The organism is Pseudomonas brassicacearum subsp. brassicacearum (assembly GCF_008801605.1).
Lineage (GTDB): Bacteria > Pseudomonadota > Gammaproteobacteria > Pseudomonadales > Pseudomonadaceae > Aquipseudomonas > Aquipseudomonas brassicacearum.
The window spans coordinates 1168758-1189205 of the sequence record NZ_VZPJ01000001.1 but is presented as its reverse complement, the minus strand read 5'-3'; the positions used below and the strand labels follow the sequence as shown (position 1 = coordinate 1189205).

General features: G+C 61.0%; 16 protein-coding genes and 1 other RNA gene. 11 read left to right on the top strand and 6 right to left on the bottom strand.

The annotated features are described in order from the left end of the window. Window positions 1-239: 239 nt before the first annotated feature. The 5 genes from F7R20_RS05345 (at window position 240) to F7R20_RS05325 (ending at window position 9250) form a co-directional block, all read left to right on the top strand. The gene (locus tag F7R20_RS05345) at window positions 240-899 is read left to right on the top strand and encodes a GntR family transcriptional regulator (protein ID WP_003199566.1); all 660 of its coding nucleotides are present in this window, start codon (window positions 240-242) and stop codon (window positions 897-899) included. A gap of 2 nt (window positions 900-901) precedes the next feature. Further along, window positions 902-4390 carry a chromosome segregation protein SMC gene (smc, locus tag F7R20_RS05340; RefSeq protein ID WP_003199568.1) on the top strand — a complete coding sequence of 1163 codons (3489 nt, stop codon included), beginning with the start codon at window positions 902-904 and terminating at the stop codon, window positions 4388-4390. A gap of 258 nt (window positions 4391-4648) precedes the next feature. Then, window positions 4649-5494 carry a cell division protein ZipA gene (zipA, locus tag F7R20_RS05335; RefSeq protein ID WP_003199570.1) on the top strand — a complete coding sequence of 282 codons (846 nt, stop codon included), beginning with the start codon at window positions 4649-4651 and terminating at the stop codon, window positions 5492-5494. 109 nt (window positions 5495-5603) lie between these two features. Next, the gene (gene ligA / locus F7R20_RS05330) at window positions 5604-7961 is read left to right on the top strand and encodes an NAD-dependent DNA ligase LigA (RefSeq protein ID WP_003199572.1); all 2358 of its coding nucleotides are present in this window, start codon (window positions 5604-5606) and stop codon (window positions 7959-7961) included. A 128-nt stretch (window positions 7962-8089) separates the two neighbouring features. Then, a complete protein-coding gene (locus tag F7R20_RS05325) occupies window positions 8090-9250 on the top strand; it encodes a zinc-binding metallopeptidase family protein (protein WP_003199574.1) in 1161 nt (386 codons plus the stop codon). Window positions 9251-9319: 69 nt separating this feature from the next. Here the strand turns inward: F7R20_RS05325 and F7R20_RS05320 are convergent, their stop codons facing one another. Then, a complete protein-coding gene (locus F7R20_RS05320) occupies window positions 9320-9715 on the bottom strand; it encodes a hypothetical protein (RefSeq protein WP_145902434.1) in 396 nt (131 codons plus the stop codon). A gap of 482 nt (window positions 9716-10197) precedes the next feature. Between F7R20_RS05320 and ffs the strand changes: the two genes are divergently transcribed. Continuing rightward, an RNA gene (gene ffs, locus F7R20_RS05315) (signal recognition particle sRNA small type) lies at window positions 10198-10294 on the top strand. 193 nt (window positions 10295-10487) lie between these two features. Here the strand turns inward: ffs and F7R20_RS05310 are convergent. Then, the gene (locus F7R20_RS05310) at window positions 10488-10994 is read right to left on the bottom strand and encodes a DUF4823 domain-containing protein (protein WP_003199576.1); all 507 of its coding nucleotides are present in this window, start codon (window positions 10992-10994) and stop codon (window positions 10488-10490) included. A gap of 210 nt (window positions 10995-11204) precedes the next feature. Beyond that, a complete protein-coding gene (locus F7R20_RS05305) occupies window positions 11205-11519 on the bottom strand; it encodes a helix-turn-helix domain-containing protein (protein WP_003199578.1) in 315 nt (104 codons plus the stop codon). Window positions 11520-11857: 338 nt separating this feature from the next. Here F7R20_RS05305 and F7R20_RS05300 point away from each other — a divergent pair, with 338 nt between their 5' ends. Beyond that, complete coding sequence (locus F7R20_RS05300) at window positions 11858-13606, top strand: putative bifunctional diguanylate cyclase/phosphodiesterase (protein WP_003199579.1); 1749 nt, start codon at window positions 11858-11860, stop codon at window positions 13604-13606. On the opposite strand, the gene F7R20_RS05295 is transcribed toward F7R20_RS05300, so the two are convergent. After that, window positions 13552-14322, bottom strand: a complete 771-nt coding sequence (locus F7R20_RS05295; protein ID WP_013692613.1) for a substrate-binding periplasmic protein — start codon at window positions 14320-14322, stop codon at window positions 13552-13554. The two genes, F7R20_RS05300 and F7R20_RS05295, sit on opposite strands and share 55 nt — an antisense overlap. A gap of 143 nt (window positions 14323-14465) precedes the next feature. Between F7R20_RS05295 and dnaX the strand changes: the two genes are divergently transcribed. The 4 genes from dnaX (at window position 14466) to recR (ending at window position 18931) form a co-directional block, all read left to right on the top strand. Beyond that, window positions 14466-16541: a DNA polymerase III subunit gamma/tau gene (gene dnaX / locus F7R20_RS05290; protein ID WP_003199582.1), complete on the top strand. Its 2076-nt coding sequence runs from the start codon at window positions 14466-14468 to the stop codon at window positions 16539-16541. 64 nt (window positions 16542-16605) lie between these two features. After that, entirely contained in the window at window positions 16606-16944 is a 339-nt protein-coding gene (locus tag F7R20_RS05285) for a YbaB/EbfC family nucleoid-associated protein (RefSeq protein WP_003183512.1), read from the top strand. Window positions 16945-17227: 283 nt separating this feature from the next. Further along, on the top strand, window positions 17228-18262 hold the full coding sequence (locus tag F7R20_RS05280; protein WP_003199583.1) for an NADP-dependent oxidoreductase: 1035 nt from the start codon (window positions 17228-17230) through the stop codon (window positions 18260-18262). 66 nt (window positions 18263-18328) lie between these two features. Next, window positions 18329-18931, top strand: coding sequence for a recombination mediator RecR (gene recR, locus F7R20_RS05275; protein WP_003199585.1), 603 nt, complete (start codon window positions 18329-18331; stop codon window positions 18929-18931). Between the two features lie 129 nt (window positions 18932-19060). Here recR and F7R20_RS05270 read toward each other — a convergent pair whose 3' ends face one another. Continuing rightward, window positions 19061-19609 (bottom strand): adenine phosphoribosyltransferase, encoded by a 549-nt coding sequence (locus F7R20_RS05270; protein WP_003199587.1) that lies wholly within the window; start codon window positions 19607-19609, stop codon window positions 19061-19063. A gap of 76 nt (window positions 19610-19685) precedes the next feature. Beyond that, window positions 19686-20420, bottom strand: a complete 735-nt coding sequence (gene fnr, locus F7R20_RS05265) for a fumarate/nitrate reduction transcriptional regulator Fnr (RefSeq protein WP_003199588.1) — start codon at window positions 20418-20420, stop codon at window positions 19686-19688. Window positions 20421-20448: the final 28 nt, after the last annotated feature.

Genomic DNA, 20448 nt, shown 5'->3' with positions numbered 1-20448 from the left:
TGTGGGAGCCGAGCTTGCTCGCGATGACAGCGGTACATTCAGTATGGATGCAAGATGACAGACCGCTATCGCGAGCAAGCTCGCTCCCACAGGTTCTTCCACAGGTTCTGTTTCAGCAGGAAAGCTCAAACTTTTTTTGCTTGAATCGTGCCAAAAACCCGGTACAGGCCCTGCGCCATGACGTATCGAGTGCGCTACACTGCGCCGCTTGTGCAAATCGAAGAGTTTGAAGGACAACCATGACGTTCAAGGCCCCGGACAGCCTCGCCGAGCAAATCGCCCATCACCTCGCCGAACGCATCATTCGCGGCGAAATGAAACCGGGAGAGCGCATCCAGGAGCAGAAGGTCACGCTGGCACTCAACGTCAGCCGCGGCTCGGTCCGCGAGGCCTTGCTGATCCTGGAACGACGCCACTTGATCGCGATCCTGCCGCGCCGTGGCGCCCACGTCACCGAACTCACCGAACACAAGGTGCGCAGCCTCTGCACGCTGATGAGCGAGCTGTACATCCTGCTGGGCAACGCCGTGGCCCATGGCTGGAAAGAGCAGGCCGACATGGCGCCGTTCGTAGCGATCCAGCAGCGTCTCAACGACGCCTACGCGCGCCAGGATATCCGTACCTTCGTCGATGAAAGCTTCAGCGTGATGCGCGCCGCCTATCCCTTTGCCGACAACCCGTACTTGCAGGAAACCGTCGAGAACCTGCAACCGGCCATGAGCCGTGCCTATTTCCTGGCCCTGGACCAGCGCAAGGCGGAAATGAGCGAGTTCCTCGACCTGTTCCAGCGCCTGCTCGCCGCTGTGCTGGCCCGTGATTTACCGCAGATCCGCATCGTGCTCACGGCCTACGCCCAGCGCAGTTGCGACCTGGTGGTCTCTGCCTTGACGAAGGCCTGAACGTGCGGCTCAAGTGCATCAAGCTGGCGGGGTTCAAATCCTTCGTCGACCCGACCACGGTGAACTTCCCCAGTAACATGGCGGCGGTGGTCGGGCCCAATGGTTGCGGCAAGTCGAACATCATCGATGCCGTGCGTTGGGTGATGGGCGAGAGCTCGGCCAAGAACCTGCGCGGCGAGTCGATGACCGACGTCATCTTCAACGGCTCCACCAGCCGCAAGCCGGTGAGCCAGGCCAGCATCGAGCTGGTGTTCGATAACTCCGACGGTACCCTGGTCGGCGAGTACGCGGCGTATGCGGAAATCTCCATTCGTCGCAAAGTGACCCGCGACAGCCAGAACAGCTATTTCCTCAACGGCGCCAAGTGCCGGCGTCGTGACATCACCGATATCTTCCTCGGTACCGGCCTGGGCCCGCGCAGCTACTCGATCATCGAACAGGGCATGATCTCCAAGCTGATCGAGGCCAAGCCCGAAGACCTGCGCAACTTCATTGAAGAAGCCGCCGGTATTTCCAAATACAAGGAGCGGCGGCGCGAGACTGAAAACCGCATTCGTCGCACCCACGAGAACCTCGCGCGCCTGACCGATCTGCGCGAAGAACTCGAACGCCAACTCGAGCGTTTGCACCGTCAGGCCGAGGCCGCGAAGAAGTACCAGGAATACAAGGGTGAGGAGCGCCAGCTCAAGGCCCAGCTGTCGGCCCTGCGCTGGCAAGCGTTGAACGAGCAGGTCGGCCAGCGTGAGGCGATCATCGGCAACCAGGAAGTCAGCTTCGAAGCCCTGGTGGCCGAGCAACGCAACGCCGACGCCGCCATCGAACGCCTGCGTGACGGACACCACGACCTGTCCGAGCGCTTCAATCTGGTGCAGGGGCGCTTCTATTCCGTGGGGGGCGACATCGCCCGGGTCGAGCAGAGCATCCAGCATGGTCAACAACGACTGCGGCAGTTGCAGGATGACTTGAAGGAAGCCGAGCGGGCGCGCCTGGAAACCGAATCGCACCTGGGTCACGACCGCACGCTGCTGCTGACCCTTGGCGAAGAACTGGACCGGCTCACGCCAGAGCAGGAAATCACCAGCGCCGCCGCCGAAGAGGCCGCCGCAGCCCTGGAGGAAGCCGAGCTGACCATGCACGGCTGGCAAGAGCAGTGGGACAGTTTCAACCTGACCTCGGCCGAGCCGCGGCGCCAGGCTGAAGTCCAGCAGTCGCGCATCCAGCAGTTGGAAACCAGCATGGAGCGCCTGGCCGAACGTCAGCGCCGCCTGTCCGAAGAGCGCGCCTTGCTCGCGGCGGATCCGGAGGACGCGGCGATTCTGGATCTGAGCGAGCAACTGGCGGCCAGTGAAGCCACCCTCGAAGACTTGCAGGCCAGCGAAGATGCCCAGGTCGAACGGCTCGAGCAACTGCGCCAGGCCTTGCAACTGGCCTTGCAGAACCAGCAGCAGGGCCAGGGCGAATTGCAGCGACTCAATGGACGCCTGGCCTCGCTGGAAGCCCTGCAGCAAGCCGCGCTGGACCCAGGCACCGGCACCGCCGAATGGCTGCGCGATCAGCATCTGGCCGAGCGTCCGCGACTGGCCGAGGGCCTGAAGGTCGATGCCGGTTGGGAGCTGGCGGTGGAAACCGTGCTGGGTGCCGATCTGCAGGCGGTGCTGGTGGATGACTTTGGCGGCTTCGATTTGTCGGGTTTCACCCAGGGCGATCTGCGCCTGCTCAGCCCGGCTGGTGACGGCGTGCGAATCCCCGGCAGCTTGCTGGACAAGGTCGAGGCCCAGGTTGACCTGTCGCCCTGGCTCGGGCAGGTCAAACCGGTGGATAGCCTTGAGCAGGCCTTGGCCCTGCGTGGGCAATTGGCGGTCGGCGAAAGCCTGATCAGCCGTGACGGGTATTGGGTCGGCCGGCATTTCCTGCGGGTACGCCGGGCCAGCGAAGCCGAGAGCGGCATGCTTGCCCGTGGTCAGGAAATCCAGCGCCTGAGCGAAGAGCGCGAAGAGCGCGAGGCCAGCGTCGAAGCCCTGGAAACCGAATTGCAGAACCTGCGGGCGCAACAGCGTCAGCAGGAGAACGGCCGCGAACACCTGCGGCGGCTATTGCAGGATGAAGCGCGCCAGCAAGGCGAGCTCAAGGCGCAGTTGTCGGCCGGCAAGGCCAAGGTTGAACAGCTGGCGCTGCGCCGCACCCGCCTGGAAGAAGAAATCGCCGAACTGGGCGAGCAGCGGGCGTTGGAGCACGAACAGATCGGCGAGGCGCGCTTGCAACTGCAGGAAGCCCTCGATGCCATGGCGCTGGACACCGAGCAGCGCGAACTGCTGCTGGCCCAGCGCGACAGCCTGCGCGAGCGCCTGGACCGGGTGCGTCAGGAAGCACGCCAGCACAAGGACCATGCCCATCAGTTGGCGGTGCGCCTGGGCTCGCTCAAGGCTCAGCACGATTCCACGCGCCAGGCGTTGGAACGGCTGGAAATGCAGTCCGAACGCCTGACCGAAAAACGCGAGCAGTTGAGCCTCAATCTGGAGGAGGGTGAAGCGCCGCTGGAGGAGCTGCGCCTCAAGCTCGAAGAGTTGCTCGACAAGCGCATGAGCGTCGACGAAGAGCTCAAGACGGCGCAGATCGCCCTGGAGGACGCCGACCGTGAACTGCGCGACGCCGAAAAGCGCCGCAGCCAGGCCGAGCAGCAATCGCAACTGATTCGCGGCCAGATGGAACAGCAGCGCATGGAGTGGCAGGCCCTGACGGTGCGGCGCAAAGCCTTGCAGGACCAGTTGCTGGAAGACGGCTACGACCTCGACGGCGTGCTGGCCACCCTGGTGGCCGGGGCGAACGAGAAGGACGCCGAGGAGGAGCTGGAACGCATTGCCCAGCGCATCCAGCGCCTGGGGGCAATCAACCTGGCGGCCATCGACGAGTACCAGCAGCAGTCCGAGCGCAAGCGCTACCTGGACGCTCAGAACGACGATCTGGTGGAGGCGCTGGAGACCCTGGAAAACGTCATTCGCAAGATCGACAAGGAAACCCGCAATCGCTTCAAGGATACCTTTGATCAGATCAACGGCGGTTTGCAGGCACTTTTCCCAAAAGTTTTCGGTGGCGGCAGCGCTTACTTGGAACTGACGGGCGAAGATTTACTCGATACAGGGGTGACAATCATGGCGCGTCCTCCTGGCAAGAAGAACAGCACCATCCATTTGCTCTCCGGTGGCGAAAAGGCGCTGACCGCGTTGGCCCTGGTCTTTGCCATCTTCAAATTGAACCCGGCGCCGTTCTGCATGCTCGACGAAGTCGACGCACCACTGGACGACGCCAACGTAGGCCGTTACGCACGGCTGGTGAAGGAGATGTCTGAAACGGTGCAGTTCATCTACATCACCCACAACAAGATCGCCATGGAAATGGCCGATCAGTTGATGGGGGTGACCATGCATGAGCCGGGCTGTTCGCGGCTGGTGGCGGTGGATGTGGAGGAGGCCATGGCAATGGTGGATGCCTGAAGAACGGTTTGTAGGGCTTCTACTTGGAACGCTGTAGGTATTTTTTACCCTGGGGCCTGTTGTTCAAATCACAGATTGGACACAAGCCTGTGCGACAGACGGTGTAAAGTTATCTTTGGTCGTGCTAGTTTAATGTCAATTTTTCGTATGCGTGGGCAAAACGCCATTCAGAACATAGAGTTGGCGCCACGTTTTAAAGCGGTTTGCAAATAGCTAAGCCCCTTATTTTTCAGCATTTTTATAGAGGCACGGGATTACATGGAAATCGGTCTGCGCGAGTGGCTGATCGTCATCGGCATCATTGTCATTGCCGGTATTCTTTTCGACGGCTGGCGCCGCATGCGCGGCGGTAAGGGGAAACTGAAGTTTCGCCTGGACCGCAGCCTGTCGAACCTGCCCGATGAGGATGACAGCGCCGAACTGCTAGGCCCGCCCCGGGTGCTGGACACCCACAAGGAGCCGCAGCTGGACGAACACGACTTGCCGTCGATGAGCGCGCCTGCCCGTGAGCCACGGGAGTCGAGTTCCAAGCGCGGCAAGCGCAACAGCGAGCCGTCCCAGGGTGATTTGAACCTGAACCTCGACCTGGATGGTGGCCCGAGTTTCAGCAGTCGCGACAGCGATTTCCCGGACGAGAACAAAACCTCGAGCGCCGACAAAGACCAGGCCCAGGCTGAAGAAGTGCTGGTGATCAGCGTGATCTGCCGCGACCCGGCCGGCTTCAAGGGCCCGGCGTTGCTGCAGAACATCCTGGAAAGCGGCCTGCGTTTCGGCGAGATGGACATTTTCCATCGTCACGAGAGCATGGCCGGCAACGGCGAGGTGCTGTTCTCCATGGCCAACGCCGTCAAGCCTGGCGTGTTCGACCTGGACGACATCGATCATTTCAGCACGCCGGCGGTGAGTTTCTTCCTCGGCCTGCCGGGCCCGCGTCATCCCAAGCAGGCCTTCGACGTGATGGTGGCCGCGGCTCGCAAGCTGTCCCAGGAGCTCAATGGCGAACTCAAGGATGACCAGCGCAGTGTGCTGACTGCCCAGACCATCGAGCACTATCGCCAGCGCATCGTCGAATTCGAGCGCCGGGCATTGACCCAGAAGCGCTGAGGCCAAAGATCGCTGGCCTGCAGGAGCTGACGAGTGCAGCTCCTGCACGCGATCGAAGTATTGAGAATGAGCAGCCTAGGCTGCTCTTTTGCTTTATGAGAGAACACCCATGAACGCCGTTGAAACCCGCATCCAACAGCTGCGCACCGAGCTGGATCAGCACAACTACCGCTACCACGTCCTCGACGAACCGAGCATCCCGGACGCCGAGTACGACCGCTTGTTCCACGAGCTCAAGGCCCTGGAAGAGCAACACCCGGAGCTGGTGACCAGCGATTCCCCGACCCAGCGCGTCGGCAGCGTGGCGCTGTCGGCGTTTAGCCAGGTGCGTCATGAGATCCCGATGCTCAGCCTGGGCAACGCCTTCGACGAAACCACCATGCGCGAATTCGACCGGCGGGTGACCGAAGGCCTCGACCTGCCCATGGGCGATTTGCTGGGCGGTGGCGCGGCGGTTGAATACAGCTGCGAGCCGAAACTCGATGGCCTGGCGGTCAGCCTGTTGTATCAGGACGGCATGCTGGTGCGCGGTGCCACGCGCGGTGATGGCACCACGGGCGAAGACATCAGCGTCAACGTGCGTACCGTGCGCAATATTCCCCTCAAGCTGCAGGGCAGCGGCTGGCCGCCATTGCTGGAAGTGCGCGGCGAGGTGTACATGTCCAAGGCCGGCTTCGAGCGCCTCAACGCCACGCAACTGGAAGCGGGTGGCAAGACCTTCGCCAACCCGCGCAACGCGGCGGCGGGGAGCCTGCGCCAGCTGGATTCGAAGATCACCGCCAACCGCCCGCTGGAATTCTGCTGCTACGGTATCGGTCAGGTGACCGCGGACATTGCCGATACCCATATCGGCAATCTCAAGCAGCTCAAGGCCTGGGGCCTGCCCATCAGCCGTGAATTGAAGCTGGCCCACGGTATTGATGAGTGCCTGGATTACTACCGTGACATCGGCGAGCGGCGCAACGCATTGCCGTATGAAATCGATGGTGTGGTGTTCAAGGTCAACAGCATCGCTTCTCAGCGCGAACTGGGTTTCCGCGCCCGGGAACCACGCTGGGCCATCGCTCATAAATTCCCGGCCTCTGAAGAACTCACCGAGTTGCTGGACGTCGAGTTCCAGGTCGGCCGCACTGGCGCCGTGACGCCCGTGGCGCGCCTCAAGCCGGTCAAGGTCGCTGGCGTGACCGTGGCCAACGCCACGTTGCACAACATGGACGAAGTGGCGCGCCTGGGCCTGATGATCGGCGACACCGTGATCATCCGCCGTGCCGGCGACGTGATCCCGCAAGTGGTGCAAGTGATCACCGAGCGCCGCCCGGACGATGCCCGCCCCGTGGAGATCCCCCGGCAGTGTCCGGTGTGTGGTTCCCATGTCGAGCGCACGCAACTGATCAAGCGCAGCAAGGGCCGTGAAACCATCAGCGAAGGTGCGGTGTACCGTTGCGTCGGTCGCCTGGCCTGTGGCGCGCAGCTCAAGCAGGCGATCATCCATTTCGTGTCGCGCCGGGCCATGGACATCGAGGGCCTGGGCGAGAAGAGCGTCGAGCAACTGGTGGATGAGGGGCTGGTGGGTTCGCCCGCCGATCTGTATGCCCTGACCTTCGAGCAGGTGGTCGACCTGGAAGGTTTCGCCGAACTGTCGAGCAAGAACTTGCTGGCGGCCATCGTCGACAGCAAGAAGCCGAGCCTGGCGCGTTTCATCTACGCCCTCGGTATCCCGGACGTGGGCGAGGAGACCGCCAAGGTCCTGGCTCGCTCTCTTGGTTCGCTGGAGCGCGTACAAGCGGCTGTGCCCCAGGTGCTCACCTACTTGCCCGATGTCGGCCTGGAAGTGGCCCACGAGATCCACAGCTTCTTCGAAGACCCACACAACCGCCAGGTGATCAAGGACCTGCTGCGCCACGGTCTCGAGATCCAGGACCAGGGCGAGTTGGGCGCCGAGTTCTCCGCCAGCACGACCCTGGGTGGCTTTCTCGACAAGCTGAACATCCCCTCGGTCGGGCCGGGCGGGGCGCAGAAACTGGCAGACAAGTTCGGTTCACTCGAGGCGGTGATGAACGCCGACTGGCTGGACATGCGTCAGGCGTTGCCGGAAAAGCAGGCCAACGCCGTGCGCGAGTTTTTCGCCGTTGCCGCCAACCGTCAGCAGGCCGAGGCAGCGGAGCAACAGTTGCGCGACTTTGGCATGCATTGGCAGAGCGAGAAGAAGGTCGTCGAAGGCTTGCCCGAGGCAGGTCACACCTGGGTGCTGACCGGTTCGCTGGAGTTGATGAGTCGCGACGTCGCCAAGGACAAGCTGGAGAGCCTGGGGGCCAAGGTCGCCGGTTCCGTGTCGGCGAAAACCCACTGCGTGGTGGCGGGGCCGGGTGCCGGTTCGAAATTGACCAAGGCCAATGAGCTGGGGCTCAAGGTGCTGGATGAAGAGGCGTTTGTCGTCTTTCTGAGTCAGCATGGCATCACGGTTTAGCCGGGTTGGCTCTTGTGGCGAGGGAGCTTGCTCCCTCGCCACGGTTTATCGGGCACTATGACGCAACGCGTGGGAACGATCATGGAAGTGGGGTGATCTAGTCTTGCAGGCTCCAGGGAGAGATCGCCATGTACCGCTTCTTCGAACAACTGAGCTCACGCATCGCCGCGCCGTTCGTGGGCGATCGGTCACGTAACAGCAAGGTCTGGCCGTGCCGCTGTGGCCAGTCGTTGTTTTTTCGCAATAGCCAATGCCTGGCCTGCCTGGCGGCGCTGGGTTATCAACCTGAGCAGAGTCGCCTGACGTCCTTGCAACCCGGCGAGCAAGCCGGGACCTGGACGCTGGACGCCGATCCCCAAGCCGGGCTGTTCCGCCGTTGCGCCAACCTTGACACCGCGGCGGCCTGCAATTGGCTGCTGCCGGACAATGGGCGCGATACCCTGTGCATCGCCTGTAGCCTGAACCGTACTATTCCCGACCTGTCGATCCCGGAAAATCCCGAACGCTGGCGCAAGGTCGAGACCGCCAAGCGTCGTCTGGTAGCGCAGTTGATTACTTTCGGCTTGCCGGTCATCCCGAAAACCGTCGACGAAAATATTGGCTTGGCGTTTGATTTCATCGGTGTCGATCCCGACGGCACGCCACCCACCACCGGTCACGCCAGCGGGCTGATCACCCTCGACATCAAGGAAGCTGACGATGCCCATCGCGAATACGTGCGCCAGCAGATGCGCGAGCCGTATCGCACCTTGCTCGGGCATTTCCGGCATGAGGTGGGGCACTACTACTGGGACCGGCTGGTCGCCAACAGCCATTGGCTCGAGGCTTTTCGCGAGCTGTTCGGCGATGAGCGCGCCAGCTACGCCGACGCCCTGGAGCAGCACTACCAGCAAGGCGCGCCGCTGGACTGGCAAACCCGCTACGTCAGCGCCTATGCGACCATGCACCCGTGGGAGGACTGGGCCGAAACCTGGGCCCATTACCTGCACATGATGGACGCGGTGGACACCGCCCTGGGTTTCGGCATGAGCGCTCGGGAAATGGATTTCGACTACCAGCCGTTCCCGCCCGAGACCTTGTACGACGCCGAACATGCAGGCGGTGCGGCTTTTCTTTCGTTCGTCAACGCCTGGATCGAACTGGCTGGCATGCTCAACGAACTGTCCCGCAGCATGGGCCAGCCGGATTTCTACCCGTTCGTCGTACCGGCGGCAGTGATCACCAAGCTGCACTTCATCCATCTGGTGATCCAGGAGGAGGGTGGTCGGGCGGATGAGGTGTTGTTGTAGTTTTGCTCACACAGCGAATGATTGAACGTCCAAGTCGGTATTGAACTCATCTGATGCATTGCCAGCTCTTCATAAAAGGCTGGCAAAGTTAAGTGATACCATTTGTTTTGATTGTGCCTGCCATTCATATTTTCCTCTAGCATGAAAACCGCCATGGATGATGGCTTTTTTATTATGGAAGATACGATGGAAAATCATGATATGGATAAAGCGGCGATAGTGCCCAATGCACCACGGAGGCTTTCCCAGGCCGGGCAAAGCCGATACACGATCATATTGGCCTGGCAGATCCCGGATAATATCCGCCCTGACCAGATTGCCGCGCACACCTTCAGGGTGACGGCCGTGGCAGGTGGACAGGGGCAGTTTGTCCCTGCAACCAGAGTGCAGCCGGATCACCGTGGTTGGTATCGACATGAGATCGGTGTCAGCGGGGCAGCCCAGCCAGTTTATTTCAATGTTCAAGTTCGAACTCAGGCTGTTAATGGCCAATATGGACCGTTCTGTCCGGTGGTGGTTTGTAATACTTCGTCGTGATTGGGGGCAAGCAATAACCTGGATACAAAAAGTTTTAATCAGTTATGAGTGCTTGGTGTAAGCCTTCAATCTACTAAAGGTTCACTTCATGCGGACAAGCTCATTCCCACACGGGCTCTCGGATATTCACAGATCCAACCTCCACCCCGATCCCTGTGGGAGCGAGCTTGCTCGCGATAGCGGTAGATCAGCTTGCATCAATATTGAATGTACCGAGGCCTTCGCGAACAAGCTCGCTCCCACACAGGCACTTGGATGTCCGCAGAATCGACGCCCACCCCCGGATCCCCCTGTGGGAGCAAGTGCTTGAACATCTTCAGTTTTTTAATCCGGCACGAACGGTTGTAACTTCTTGCCAGATAGGTACAATGGCGCGGCTCGCCGTCAGGCGGGCGTCGTTATGGTGACCCCATCGGTCCCCCCGCAACGATTACCCGTGAACCTGGTCAGATCCGGAAGGAAGCAGCCACAGCGGGAACATTGTGTGCCGGGGTGTGGCTGGTGGGGTTGCCTCCATAACGCCCAAACCTTCGTTCGCAAGGTTTGTCAAATTCCAATCATTTCTTTTGTTTCGCTGATCGATATCGGTCGTTGCTTTCTGCTATCCGGATTTTGCCGCGGCCAGGGCAAACGAGTGCTGAAGGGGAAGTCCGGCCCGTCCTGCATCGACGGACCGAGTTTCTATCGTAGACCGATTGGATCAGTATTGAGCTTTCACATACTCAGCAATCGGCTCATGCAGCAAATCCTGTGGATGATCCCCGCCAAAGGTCGCCCATTTGCTTTTGCCGGACAGGACCGCGGACCCCAGCGGCTGCTCTCCTGTCGGGCCATAAATGGCGAGTTTTACTTCAATCTTGTCGGGAAGCCCCGACCATTCTGTGGCGCGTTCTTCCCAATGCAGGATTTCCGGGATGACGTAGTAACCAGAAGGTCTGTTCTGTCTCAGGCAGCTCAATTCACGGCACGCGCCCATTACCGTCACGCGGTTGGTGTAATAAGAAAAGGCTGTTTTAACGGCGGCAGCTGTCATATCGCCGGATGCAGGGTAAGGCGTTGTTTCGTAGCTGCCGTCGACCGGTGTGGCGATGGTGACGGGCATTTGTCGATCAAGTTTTGCCTGGTTGGAGAATATGTCTTGCTGTGCGTATTTGGCGGTGCAGCCGGTAGCGAGTATCGAGACAAGAATGATCGAAAATTTATGCACAGTGTCCCCTTGGATTTATTGTGTCGACGAGTCATAGGCGTCATAGGGACGCAGGAATCAGCGCGTTGATAGTCGAGGTTCGTGGCAGGCGATGTCAACGTGACATTATGTCTTGCGTCACCCTCGGAATTAGGCGAGCGGGCAAACGAACGCCAAAGAAAAGCCCGGCCTACCTCCCCTCGGCAGCCCGGCTTTTCTTTCACATCTGCATCAAGGCTTGGACAAGGCCTGGTCGACCGCTGCGATCAGCTTGCCCAGGTCCTTGGAGGTGGCTTTGTGTATGACGCCGAACAGATACGCCCGCTGTTCATCCTCATCGCCCATGTCGGCAAAAAAGGCTTTCAGTTGTACATCCAGCACATTGGCAAGCAGGAACAAGGCTTCGACGCTGGGGGTGTAGGTGCCGGTTTCGAAGCGGCTGATGGTTTTGGGGTCAAAACCGGTTTTTTCGCCAAGTTCAGCCTGAGTAAGCCCCGCTACTTTGCGGTAGCGTCTGATGGCTGGACCCAAACTTGAAATTTGCATCGCTTAATTCCCATTTAGAATCAAGAACTTAACGATAGATTTTTGCATTAGGCAACCACGCAATCCATCACCTTGCTTTGCAAAGTGTGATGTGTTTCGTAGAATCGGCCTTTGGCACGGGTATTTGGTGACCTGCTTCAGAAGCCGGGGTGTGTGCAGAGACCGGGCCTTGCGTTTCTTGCCGCGATACATGGCAAGGGCTGAAGCTCTCCCTTAGCACCGCCAGGGCCCGCGCTCCAGCTTCCCTCAAAGTGTTTGAGCCTAGTTGATTTTCGCCTGTCTTGAAGGCGGTGCAACCGCGCGCGACAAATGAGCCTGACTCATGGATGACTGCTTCGATGGATAAGAAGTACCGCAGAGCCGTTGACGCCGCCGCGATTTTTTCCGAAACCGATCTGAGCGGGCGCATCACCTACGTCAACGATCAATTTTGCAGCCTTTTTGGTTACCGGCGCGATGAGTTGCTGGGTGGGAACCATCGCCTGCTCAATTCCGGCCAGCACCCTGACGAGTTCTTCGGCGACATGTGGCGCACCATTGCCCTGGGCCAGGTCTGGAAAGGGGAAATCTGCAACCGGGCCAAGGACGGTACGCTGCACTGGGTCGACACGACCCTGGTGCCAGTAATCGATGACGATACAGGACAAATCGAACGCTACCTGGCAATTCGCTTCGATGTCAGCGAAAAGCGTCGCCTGCTGCATTCCCTGCAATGGCGGGTCGGTCACGATGTGCTGACCGGGTTGCCCAACCGCACTTATCTGTCCGATCTGCTGGACCAGGCCCTGGAGTTTTCCCGTGCGGAAAACTTGCCTCTGGCGGTGTGCATGCTCGATCTCGATGGCTTCAAGGCGGTCAATGACGGTTATGGTCACGCCAGTGGCGATCGGCTGCTGGTGGAGGTCGCCAGGCGCCTGCGCAGTATCGTGCGTGGCGAGGACGTGGTGGCGCGGCTGGGTGGGGACGAGTTCGTGCTGGTGCTGCGCCATGTGCGTGGGATGGATGAGTTGCATGCCGCGTTGAGCCGGGTGTTGATCGCCGTTTCCATGCCGTATGGCATTGACGGTAAGGACATCAAGGTCTTCGCCAGCATTGGCGTCACATTGTTCCCATGGGATAACGACGACGCCGAGACCTTGTTGCGCCACGCCGACCAGGCGATGTACGTGGCCAAGCAAAGCGGTCGCAATCGTTTCCACTTGTTCGATGTGTCCCGGGACAAGGAAGTGCGAGCCACTTACCAGACCGTCGAGCGGGTCCGCCAGGCACTGGCCGGTAACGAGTTGCGGCTGCATTTCCAGCCCAAGGTCAACATGCGTCATGGCACCGTGGTCGGCATGGAGGCGCTGCTGCGCTGGAAGCATCCGCAACGTGGCCTGGTGCCGCCACGGGAGTTCCTGCCGCTGGTGGAAGAGACCGACCTGATTGTCGAGATCGGCGAGTGGGTCATGGAGCAGGTACTGACCCAGTTGCAGCAATGGCAGCAAGCGGGGCAGGGCTGGCCGGTGAGCATCAATATCTCGGCGCGGCATTTCCAGCGGGCGGATTTTGTCGAGCGGTTGCGACAGGTGTTGGAACGGCATCCGGCGGTACCGCCACGCCTGTTGGATCTGCAGATTGTCGAATCGGTCGCATTGGAAAACCTTGCCCACGTCAGCGCCTGCCTCCAGGCCTGCCATGCCTTGGGCGTGGGGTTTTCGCTGGGTGGTTTCGGCACGGGCTACTGCTCGCTCAACGACCTCAAGCACCTGCGCACGCAAACCATCAAGATCGACAAGACCTTTGTCCGCGACATTCTCCATGACCGCGACGACCTGGCACTGACCGAAGCGGTGATCGGCCTGGCCCGGGCGTTTGGCCGTGAGGTGGTCGCCGAAGGGTTGGACAGCCTTGAGCATGGCCAACTGTTGCTGAACCTGGGCTGTGAGGTGGCACAAGGTTATTTCATCGCCCGGCCCATGCCGCCCGAACGGATACCCGGCTGGGTGCAGGGGTTCATCCCGCCGTCGCAATGGCAGCAGCAGCCAGGCGATCAGGGGGAGGGTGCCTCGCTCCTGGCCTGCGATGCGTCACTGCGGCCCGTGTAAAGCTGGATGATCGCGTCGATCTCCCCGGAGGTTTTCATGTTCAACAAGGTCCTCAGAATGCGTTGTGCTGGAATGTTCGGGTCGTTGCGCACATAACAGCTCAACTGCTGTTCCTGAAGCACTGCCACCTCATGGAGTTGCCGATCAGCGGTATGACGTTGATTGAACCAGTCCAGCGCCCATTGGTTGCTGATCCCGTAGCGATAACGTCCGGCCAGCAGTTTCGCCAGCACTTGTTCCTGGCTGCGGGCGTCGTCGCGGTGCAGTTGGCTGCGGTCGAACAAGGGTTGCAAGGTCGGGTAGGTATAGCCGAGCACCGTGCCGATGGGCTGTTCCGGCAACGTGGCTAGTGTGACCGCCACAGGGGCGCTTGCCGTGGCGACGAGCAGGTCGCGCTGGAAAAACAACGGGACGCTCCAGAGGTAATCGCCACTGTCCTTTACCCAGTCGGGGCTGACGTAGCAACGCATGTCGATCTCGCCGTGTTTCATGGCGCCGTCCAGCCGGGCGCGGGACAGCACATGGAATTGCGCCGGCAGTCCCATCCGGGTCGCCAGGCTGGTCATTATGTCGGGAAGGATGCCCTGGGTCGGGCGACCCCGTTCGATCTGCACCATGGGCATCGCCCAGCCGTCGGTAACGGCAAAACGCAAAGGTACTTCATCAGCAAAACAACCTGTACCCAACAACAGCAAAGCCCCCATGGCTGAGCGCATAAACTCTCCTGACTGTGCAAAACCGCGTCGACAACCGAGTCCCTGATCCAATCTTAGTCAGATTAGACGAGCACACCGGATGCAATTTCGCCCCTGCTCCGCTAGCATTAGCCGCTTATGTTCCTTCGATGCGACGGTTTTCGATGAGTTATCAGGTTCTTGCACGTAAATGGCGTCCGCGCTCGTTCCGCGAAATGGTCGGCCAGACCCATGTGCTCAAGGCCCTGATCAATGCCTTGGACAGCCAGCGGCTGCACCATGCCTACCTGTTCACCGGCACCCGCGGCGTGGGCAAGACCACCATCGCGCGGATCATTGCCAAGTGCCTGAACTGTGAAACCGGCATTACCTCCACGCCCTGCGGCGAGTGTTCGGTCTGCCGGGAAATCGACGAGGGCCGTTTCGTCGACCTGATCGAGATCGACGCCGCCAGCCGTACCAAGGTCGAAGACACCCGCGAGCTGCTCGACAACGTGCAGTACGCGCCGAGCCGTGGGCGCTTCAAGGTCTACCTGATCGACGAAGTGCACATGCTCTCCAGCCATTCCTTCAATGCGCTGCTCAAGACCCTTGAGGAGCCGCCACCCTACGTCAAGTTCATCCTGGCGACCACCGACCCGCAGAAACTTCCTGCAACGATTTTGTCGCGGTGCCTGCAGTTCTCCCTGAAGAACATGACGCCGGAACGGGTCGTCGAGCACCTGACGCATGTACTGGGCGTCGAGAACGTGCCCTTCGAGGACGATGCGCTGTGGCTGTTGGGCCGCGCCGCCGATGGTTCGATGCGCGACGCCATGAGCCTGACCGACCAGGCCATCGCTTTCGGTGAAGGCAAGGTCATGGCCGCGGATGTCCGGGCCATGCTCGGTACCCTCGATCACGGCCAGGTCTATGACGTTTTGCATGCGCTGATCGAAGGCGACGCGAAGGCGTTGCTCGAAGCGGTGCGTCACCTGGCCGAGCAGGGCCCGGACTGGAATGGCGTGCTCTCGGAAATTCTCAATGTGCTGCACCGGGTCGCCATCGCCCAGGCCTTGCCTGATGGCGTCGACAACGGCCACGGCGACCGTGATCGCGTACTGGCCCTGGCCCAGGCGTTGCCGGCCGAAGACGTGCAGTTCTATTACCAGATGGGCCTGATTGGTCGTCGCGACCTGCCCCTGGCACCGGATCCGCGCGGCGGCTTTGAAATGGTCCTGCTGCGAATGCTGGCGTTCCGGCCAGCCGATACGACGGACGTCCCGAGGCAAGCGCTAAAGCCAGTGGGGATCAGCCAGGCCACAGCTGATTCCGCCAAGCCAGTGGCTGCCGCGCCCGTCGTTGCGCCGGCAGTGGCTTCGGCTCCGGTAGCGCCGGCACCTGTGGCAGCACCGGCTCCGACACCCGTTGTCGCGGCCCCTGAGCCAGAACCTGAACCGGTCGTCGAGGCGCTGCCCGAACCGGTCGCTGAAGCCGTTGTCGATCTGCCCTGGAACGATCCGATCGAGCCCGAGGTTGTCCAGCAACCTGCCGTGGAGCCGGTTCTGGAGACCATCGCCGAGCAACCCGAGTTGCCGCCGATGCCTTTGCCGACGCCCGACAGTGTGGTGCCTGATGCGCCGGAGTGGGTCGCCGCGCCGGTACCCGAACCGACAGTGGCCGACGTCGATGTCGCCACGCCAGGCCTCGATCAGGACGACGAACCGCCGCTGGACGAGGATTACATCGAGCCAGACATGGATTCGGCCTACAGCTACCTGGACGACCTGGCCAGCGAGCACGCCGCTGAGCCGGCCCCGGAGCCCGAGCCGGAACCCGCGGCGATGCCGGCCACCGGGCTGGCCCTGCAATGGCTGGAGCTGTTTCCTAAACTGCCGATCAGCGGCATGACCGGCAGTATTGCCGCCAACTGCACGCTGATGGCCGTGGAAGGCGACCACTGGCTGCTGCACCTGGACCCGGCCCACAGCGCACTGTTCAACGCGACCCAGCAACGTCGCCTCAACGATGCGCTGAACCAGTATCACCAGCGCGCCCTGACGCTGACCATCGAGCTGATCAAGCCCGAGCAGGAGACCCCGGCCCAGGCCGCGTCCCGGCGCCGTGCCGACCGTCAGCGCGAAGCCGAGGAGTCGATCCACGGTGATCCATTCATCCAGCAGATGATGCAACAGTTCGGCGCCGTGGTCCGTCACGATACTATCGAACCTGTCGAGGCCCCGGTCACCCAGAGCTCATAACTGAAGGCGCCGGGCCGAACGGGCCGGGCGCGTTGTTTATCCAAGTACTTTCGAGGTGATTCCCATGATGAAAGGTGGCATGGCCGGCCTGATGAAGCAGGCGCAGCAGATGCAGGAAAAAATGGCCAAGATGCAGGAAGAACTGGCCAACGCCGAAGTCACCGGCAAGTCCGGCGGCGACATGGTGACCGTGGTCATGACCGGTCGCCACGACATCAAGCGCGTCAGCATCGACCCAAGCGTGGTCGAAGGCCTGAGCGAAGACGACAAGGAAATGCTCGAAGCCCTGTTCGCCGCCGCCGTCAATGACGCGGTGCGCAAGATCGAAGCCAACAGCCAGGACAAGATGTCTGGCATGACGGCCGGCATGCAACTGCCGCCGGGCATGAAACTGCCGTTCTGATTCGCCATCCCGGTCGGGATGGGCTACACACAATGCCAGGCATCGCGCCTGGCATTTTTGTTTCTGTCTAGGGGCGAGCGAAACCTTGCCTGTGAGAGCAAGGCTCTGTGGGAGCAAGGCTTGCCCGCGATGCAGACGCCTCGATTTGTCGGAACTGCGCGCCATCGTTCATCGCGGGCAAGCCTTGCTCCCACAAGTACCCGCTGAACAAACATCGAACGCCGCCCCCTCGGCAATGGTCTGCTCCCTATACGTGCCACTCAACGATCAAGGAGACGCTTCCATGTCACAAGCATCGACCTCCAACCAGCGCATCGTCCTTGCCTCCCGTCCTCACGGCGCCCCAACCGCGGACAATTTCCGCCTGGAGCACGTGACGCTGCCGGACCTGGCGCAGGGGCAGATCCTGCTCAAGACGCAGTTTTTGTCCTTGGACCCTTACATGCGCGGGCGAATGAGTGACGCGCCTTCCTACGCTGCTCCGGTAAAAATCGACGAGGTGATGACCGGCGGCGCCGTGAGCCGCGTGGAGCGCTCGATGCACCCGAAATTCCAGGAGGGTGATCTGGTGGTGGGGGCCACCGGTTGGCAGAGCCACAGCATCAGCGACGGGCGCAACGTGATGCCCGTCCCTTCGGGGCTGCCGAGCCCGTCGATGGCCCTGGGTGTGCTGGGCATGCCGGGCATGACCGCTTACATGGGGCTGATGGACATTGGCCAGCCCAAGGCCGGGGAAACCCTGGTGGTCGCGGCGGCCTCGGGTGCGGTGGGCTCGGTGGTTGGCCAGGTGGCGAAGATCAAGGGCCTGCGTGTCGTCGGCGTCGCGGGTGGCAGCGAGAAATGCAAGTACGTGGTCGACGAGCTGGGGTTTGACGCCTGTGTCGATCACAAGAGCGCACGTTTTGCCGAGGAGCTGGCGCAGGCTTGCGACAAGGGCATCGACATCTATTACGAAAACGTCGGTGGCAAGGTCTTCGATGCCGTCGTGCCGCTGCTCAACGCCAAGGCGCGGATCCCGCTCTGTGGCCTGATCGCTTCCTACAACGATCATCAAGCACCGAGCGGCCCGGATCGCTTGCCGCAGTTGCAGCGCACTTTGCTCAACAAGCGTGTGCGGATCCAGGGGTTTATCGTGTTTGATGACTACGGTGACCGTCAGCCGGAGTTCATCAGCGCCATGGCCCCTTGGGTGCGTGATGGCAAGGTCAAGTTCCGTGAGGATGTGGTCGATGGCCTTGAGAATGCGCCACAGGCGTTTATCGGGCTGTTGGAGGGGCGCAACTTCGGCAAGTTGGTGGTGCGGGTCGCGCAGGATTGAGTATTTGACGCTAATCGGAGGCACGGGTATAAACCGCGTCTCGTTGTTATGTCGGACATTTCCTCCATGAGCTTCAGCCCTTTGATTCGCCAACTGATCGATGCCCTGCGAACGTTGCCGGGTGTAGGTCAGAAAACTGCCCAGCGCATGGCGTTGCAATTGCTCGAGCGTGATCGCAGCGGCGGTTCGCGCCTGGCCCAGGCCCTGAGCCAGGCCATGGAAGGCGTAGGGCATTGCCGTTTGTGCCGCACCCTCACCGAAGACGACCTCTGCCCGCAATGTGCCGACCCGCGTCGGGACGACAGCCTGCTCTGCGTGGTGGAAGGGCCGATGGATGTGTATGCGGTAGAGCAGACCGGTTTTCGTGGCCGTTATTTCGTGCTCAAGGGCCATTTGTCACCGCTCGACGGCTTGGGGCCTGAAGCCATCGGCATTCCGCAGTTGATCGCGCGGATCGAAGAAGCGGGTACGTTCACGGAAGTCATCCTCGCTACGAACCCGACGGTCGAAGGCGAAGCCACCGCCCATTACATCGCCCAACTGCTCAACAACAAAGGCCTGATCGCCTCGCGCATCGCCCACGGCGTGCCGCTGGGTGGGGAGCTTGAGTTGGTGGATGGCGGGACACTGGCGCATTCGTTTGCGGGGCGCAAGCCGATCGCGTTGTAACAGCAACCAATCCCTTGTGGGAGCGAGCTTGCTCGCGATAGCGGTAGATCAGCCAATATCTATGCTGGCTGACACATCGCTATCGCGAGCAGGCTCGCTCCCACAGGGGTTGTGTTTCGTTGCCGAGGATTATTTTTCGCTGAGCGAGAACTGCGTCAGGCAGAACGTGGGAATCCCCATGTCTTCCAGGCGCTGGGAGCCGAGCAGCTCCGGCAGGTCGATGATCGCCGCGGCTTCGTGGACCTTGGCGCCCATGCGGCGGATCAGGTTGGCGGCGGCGATCAGCGTGCCGCCAGTGGCAATCAGGTCATCGAACATCACCACCGAATCACCCTCGCACAAGCTGTCGGCATGCACTTCAAGGAAGGCTTCGCCGTATTCGGTCTGGTAACCCTCGGCCAGCACATCGGCCGGCAGCTTGCCTTGCTTGCGGAACAAGATCAGCGGCTTGTTCAGCTGGTAGGCCAGGATCGAGCCAATCAGGAAACCCCGCGCATCCATCGCGCCGATGTGAGTGAACTCGGCCTCGACATACCGGTGGGCGAAACTGTCCATGACCAGTCGCAGGGCGGTCGGGGATTGGAACAGGGGGGTAATGTCGCGAAAGATCACGCCGGGCTTGGGGAAATCGATCACGGGGCGGATCAGGGATTTGATATCGAAGGAGTCAAAGACCATCGTGGAGGTGTCCTGGCTGAGCTGCAAACGCGGCAGTATAGCGCGGCTGGGAACATCCCTCAGCCGCGCGCGGCCATCAGCCTTCGATCGATCCGCCGGCCAGGGCGCAGAGCTGGATCGGGTCGAGAATGTGAATTTCCTTGCCTTCGGCGGCAATCAACTCGTTCTGCTGGAAGCGGGTGAAGACCCTGGACACGGTTTCCACCGCCAGGCCCAGGTAATTGCCGATTTCGTTGCGCGACATGCTCAAGCGGAACTGGTTGGCCGAGAACCCACGGGCGCGGAAGCGCGCCGAGAGGTTGACCAGGAACGTGGCGATACGCTCGTCGGCGGTTTTTTTCGAAAGCAGCAGCATCATTTGCTGATCGTCACGGATTTCCCGGCTCATGACCCGCATCAACTGGCGGCGCAGTTGCGGCAGCTGTATGGCCAGCTCGTCCAGGCGATCGAAGGGAATTTCGCACACCGAGGTGGTTTCCAGCGCCTGGGCCGAGACCGGATGGGACTCGGTGTCCATGCCGGACAGGCCCACCAGTTCGCTGGGCAGGTGGAAGCCGGTGAGCTGTTCTTCGCCGCCATCGCTCAGGTTGAAGGTCTTCAAGGCGCCCGAGCGCACCGCATAGACCGAATCGAAGGTATCGCCCTGGCGAAACAGGAATTCACCTTTTTTCAACGGGCGGCCCCGTTTAACGATGTCATCCAGCGCGTCCATGTCCTCCAGGTTCAGCGAAAGCGGCAGGCAGAGGGGGGCCAGGCTGCAATCCTTGCAATGGGCCTGGTTGTGGGCGCGCAGTTTGACTGGCTCGGACATTTCTTAAATCCTTGTGGGAAATCACGCA

Coding starts and splice junctions, on each gene's coding strand:
- F7R20_RS05345 (WP_003199566.1), top strand. CDS start 240: ATGACGTTCAAGGCCCCGGACAGCCTCGCCGAGCAAATCGCCCATCAC.
- zipA (WP_003199570.1), top strand. CDS start 4,649: ATGGAAATCGGTCTGCGCGAGTGGCTGATCGTCATCGGCATCATTGTC.
- ligA (WP_003199572.1), top strand. CDS start 5,604: ATGAACGCCGTTGAAACCCGCATCCAACAGCTGCGCACCGAGCTGGAT.
- F7R20_RS05325 (WP_003199574.1), top strand. CDS start 8,090: ATGTACCGCTTCTTCGAACAACTGAGCTCACGCATCGCCGCGCCGTTC.
- F7R20_RS05305 (WP_003199578.1), bottom strand. CDS start 11,519: ATGCAAATTTCAAGTTTGGGTCCAGCCATCAGACGCTACCGCAAAGTA.
- F7R20_RS05300 (WP_003199579.1), top strand. CDS start 11,858: ATGGATAAGAAGTACCGCAGAGCCGTTGACGCCGCCGCGATTTTTTCC.
- F7R20_RS05295 (WP_013692613.1), bottom strand. CDS start 14,322: ATGCGCTCAGCCATGGGGGCTTTGCTGTTGTTGGGTACAGGTTGTTTT.
- dnaX (WP_003199582.1), top strand. CDS start 14,466: ATGAGTTATCAGGTTCTTGCACGTAAATGGCGTCCGCGCTCGTTCCGC.
- F7R20_RS05285 (WP_003183512.1), top strand. CDS start 16,606: ATGATGAAAGGTGGCATGGCCGGCCTGATGAAGCAGGCGCAGCAGATG.
- F7R20_RS05280 (WP_003199583.1), top strand. CDS start 17,228: ATGTCACAAGCATCGACCTCCAACCAGCGCATCGTCCTTGCCTCCCGT.
- recR (WP_003199585.1), top strand. CDS start 18,329: ATGAGCTTCAGCCCTTTGATTCGCCAACTGATCGATGCCCTGCGAACG.
- F7R20_RS05270 (WP_003199587.1), bottom strand. CDS start 19,609: ATGGTCTTTGACTCCTTCGATATCAAATCCCTGATCCGCCCCGTGATC.
- fnr (WP_003199588.1), bottom strand. CDS start 20,420: ATGTCCGAGCCAGTCAAACTGCGCGCCCACAACCAGGCCCATTGCAAG.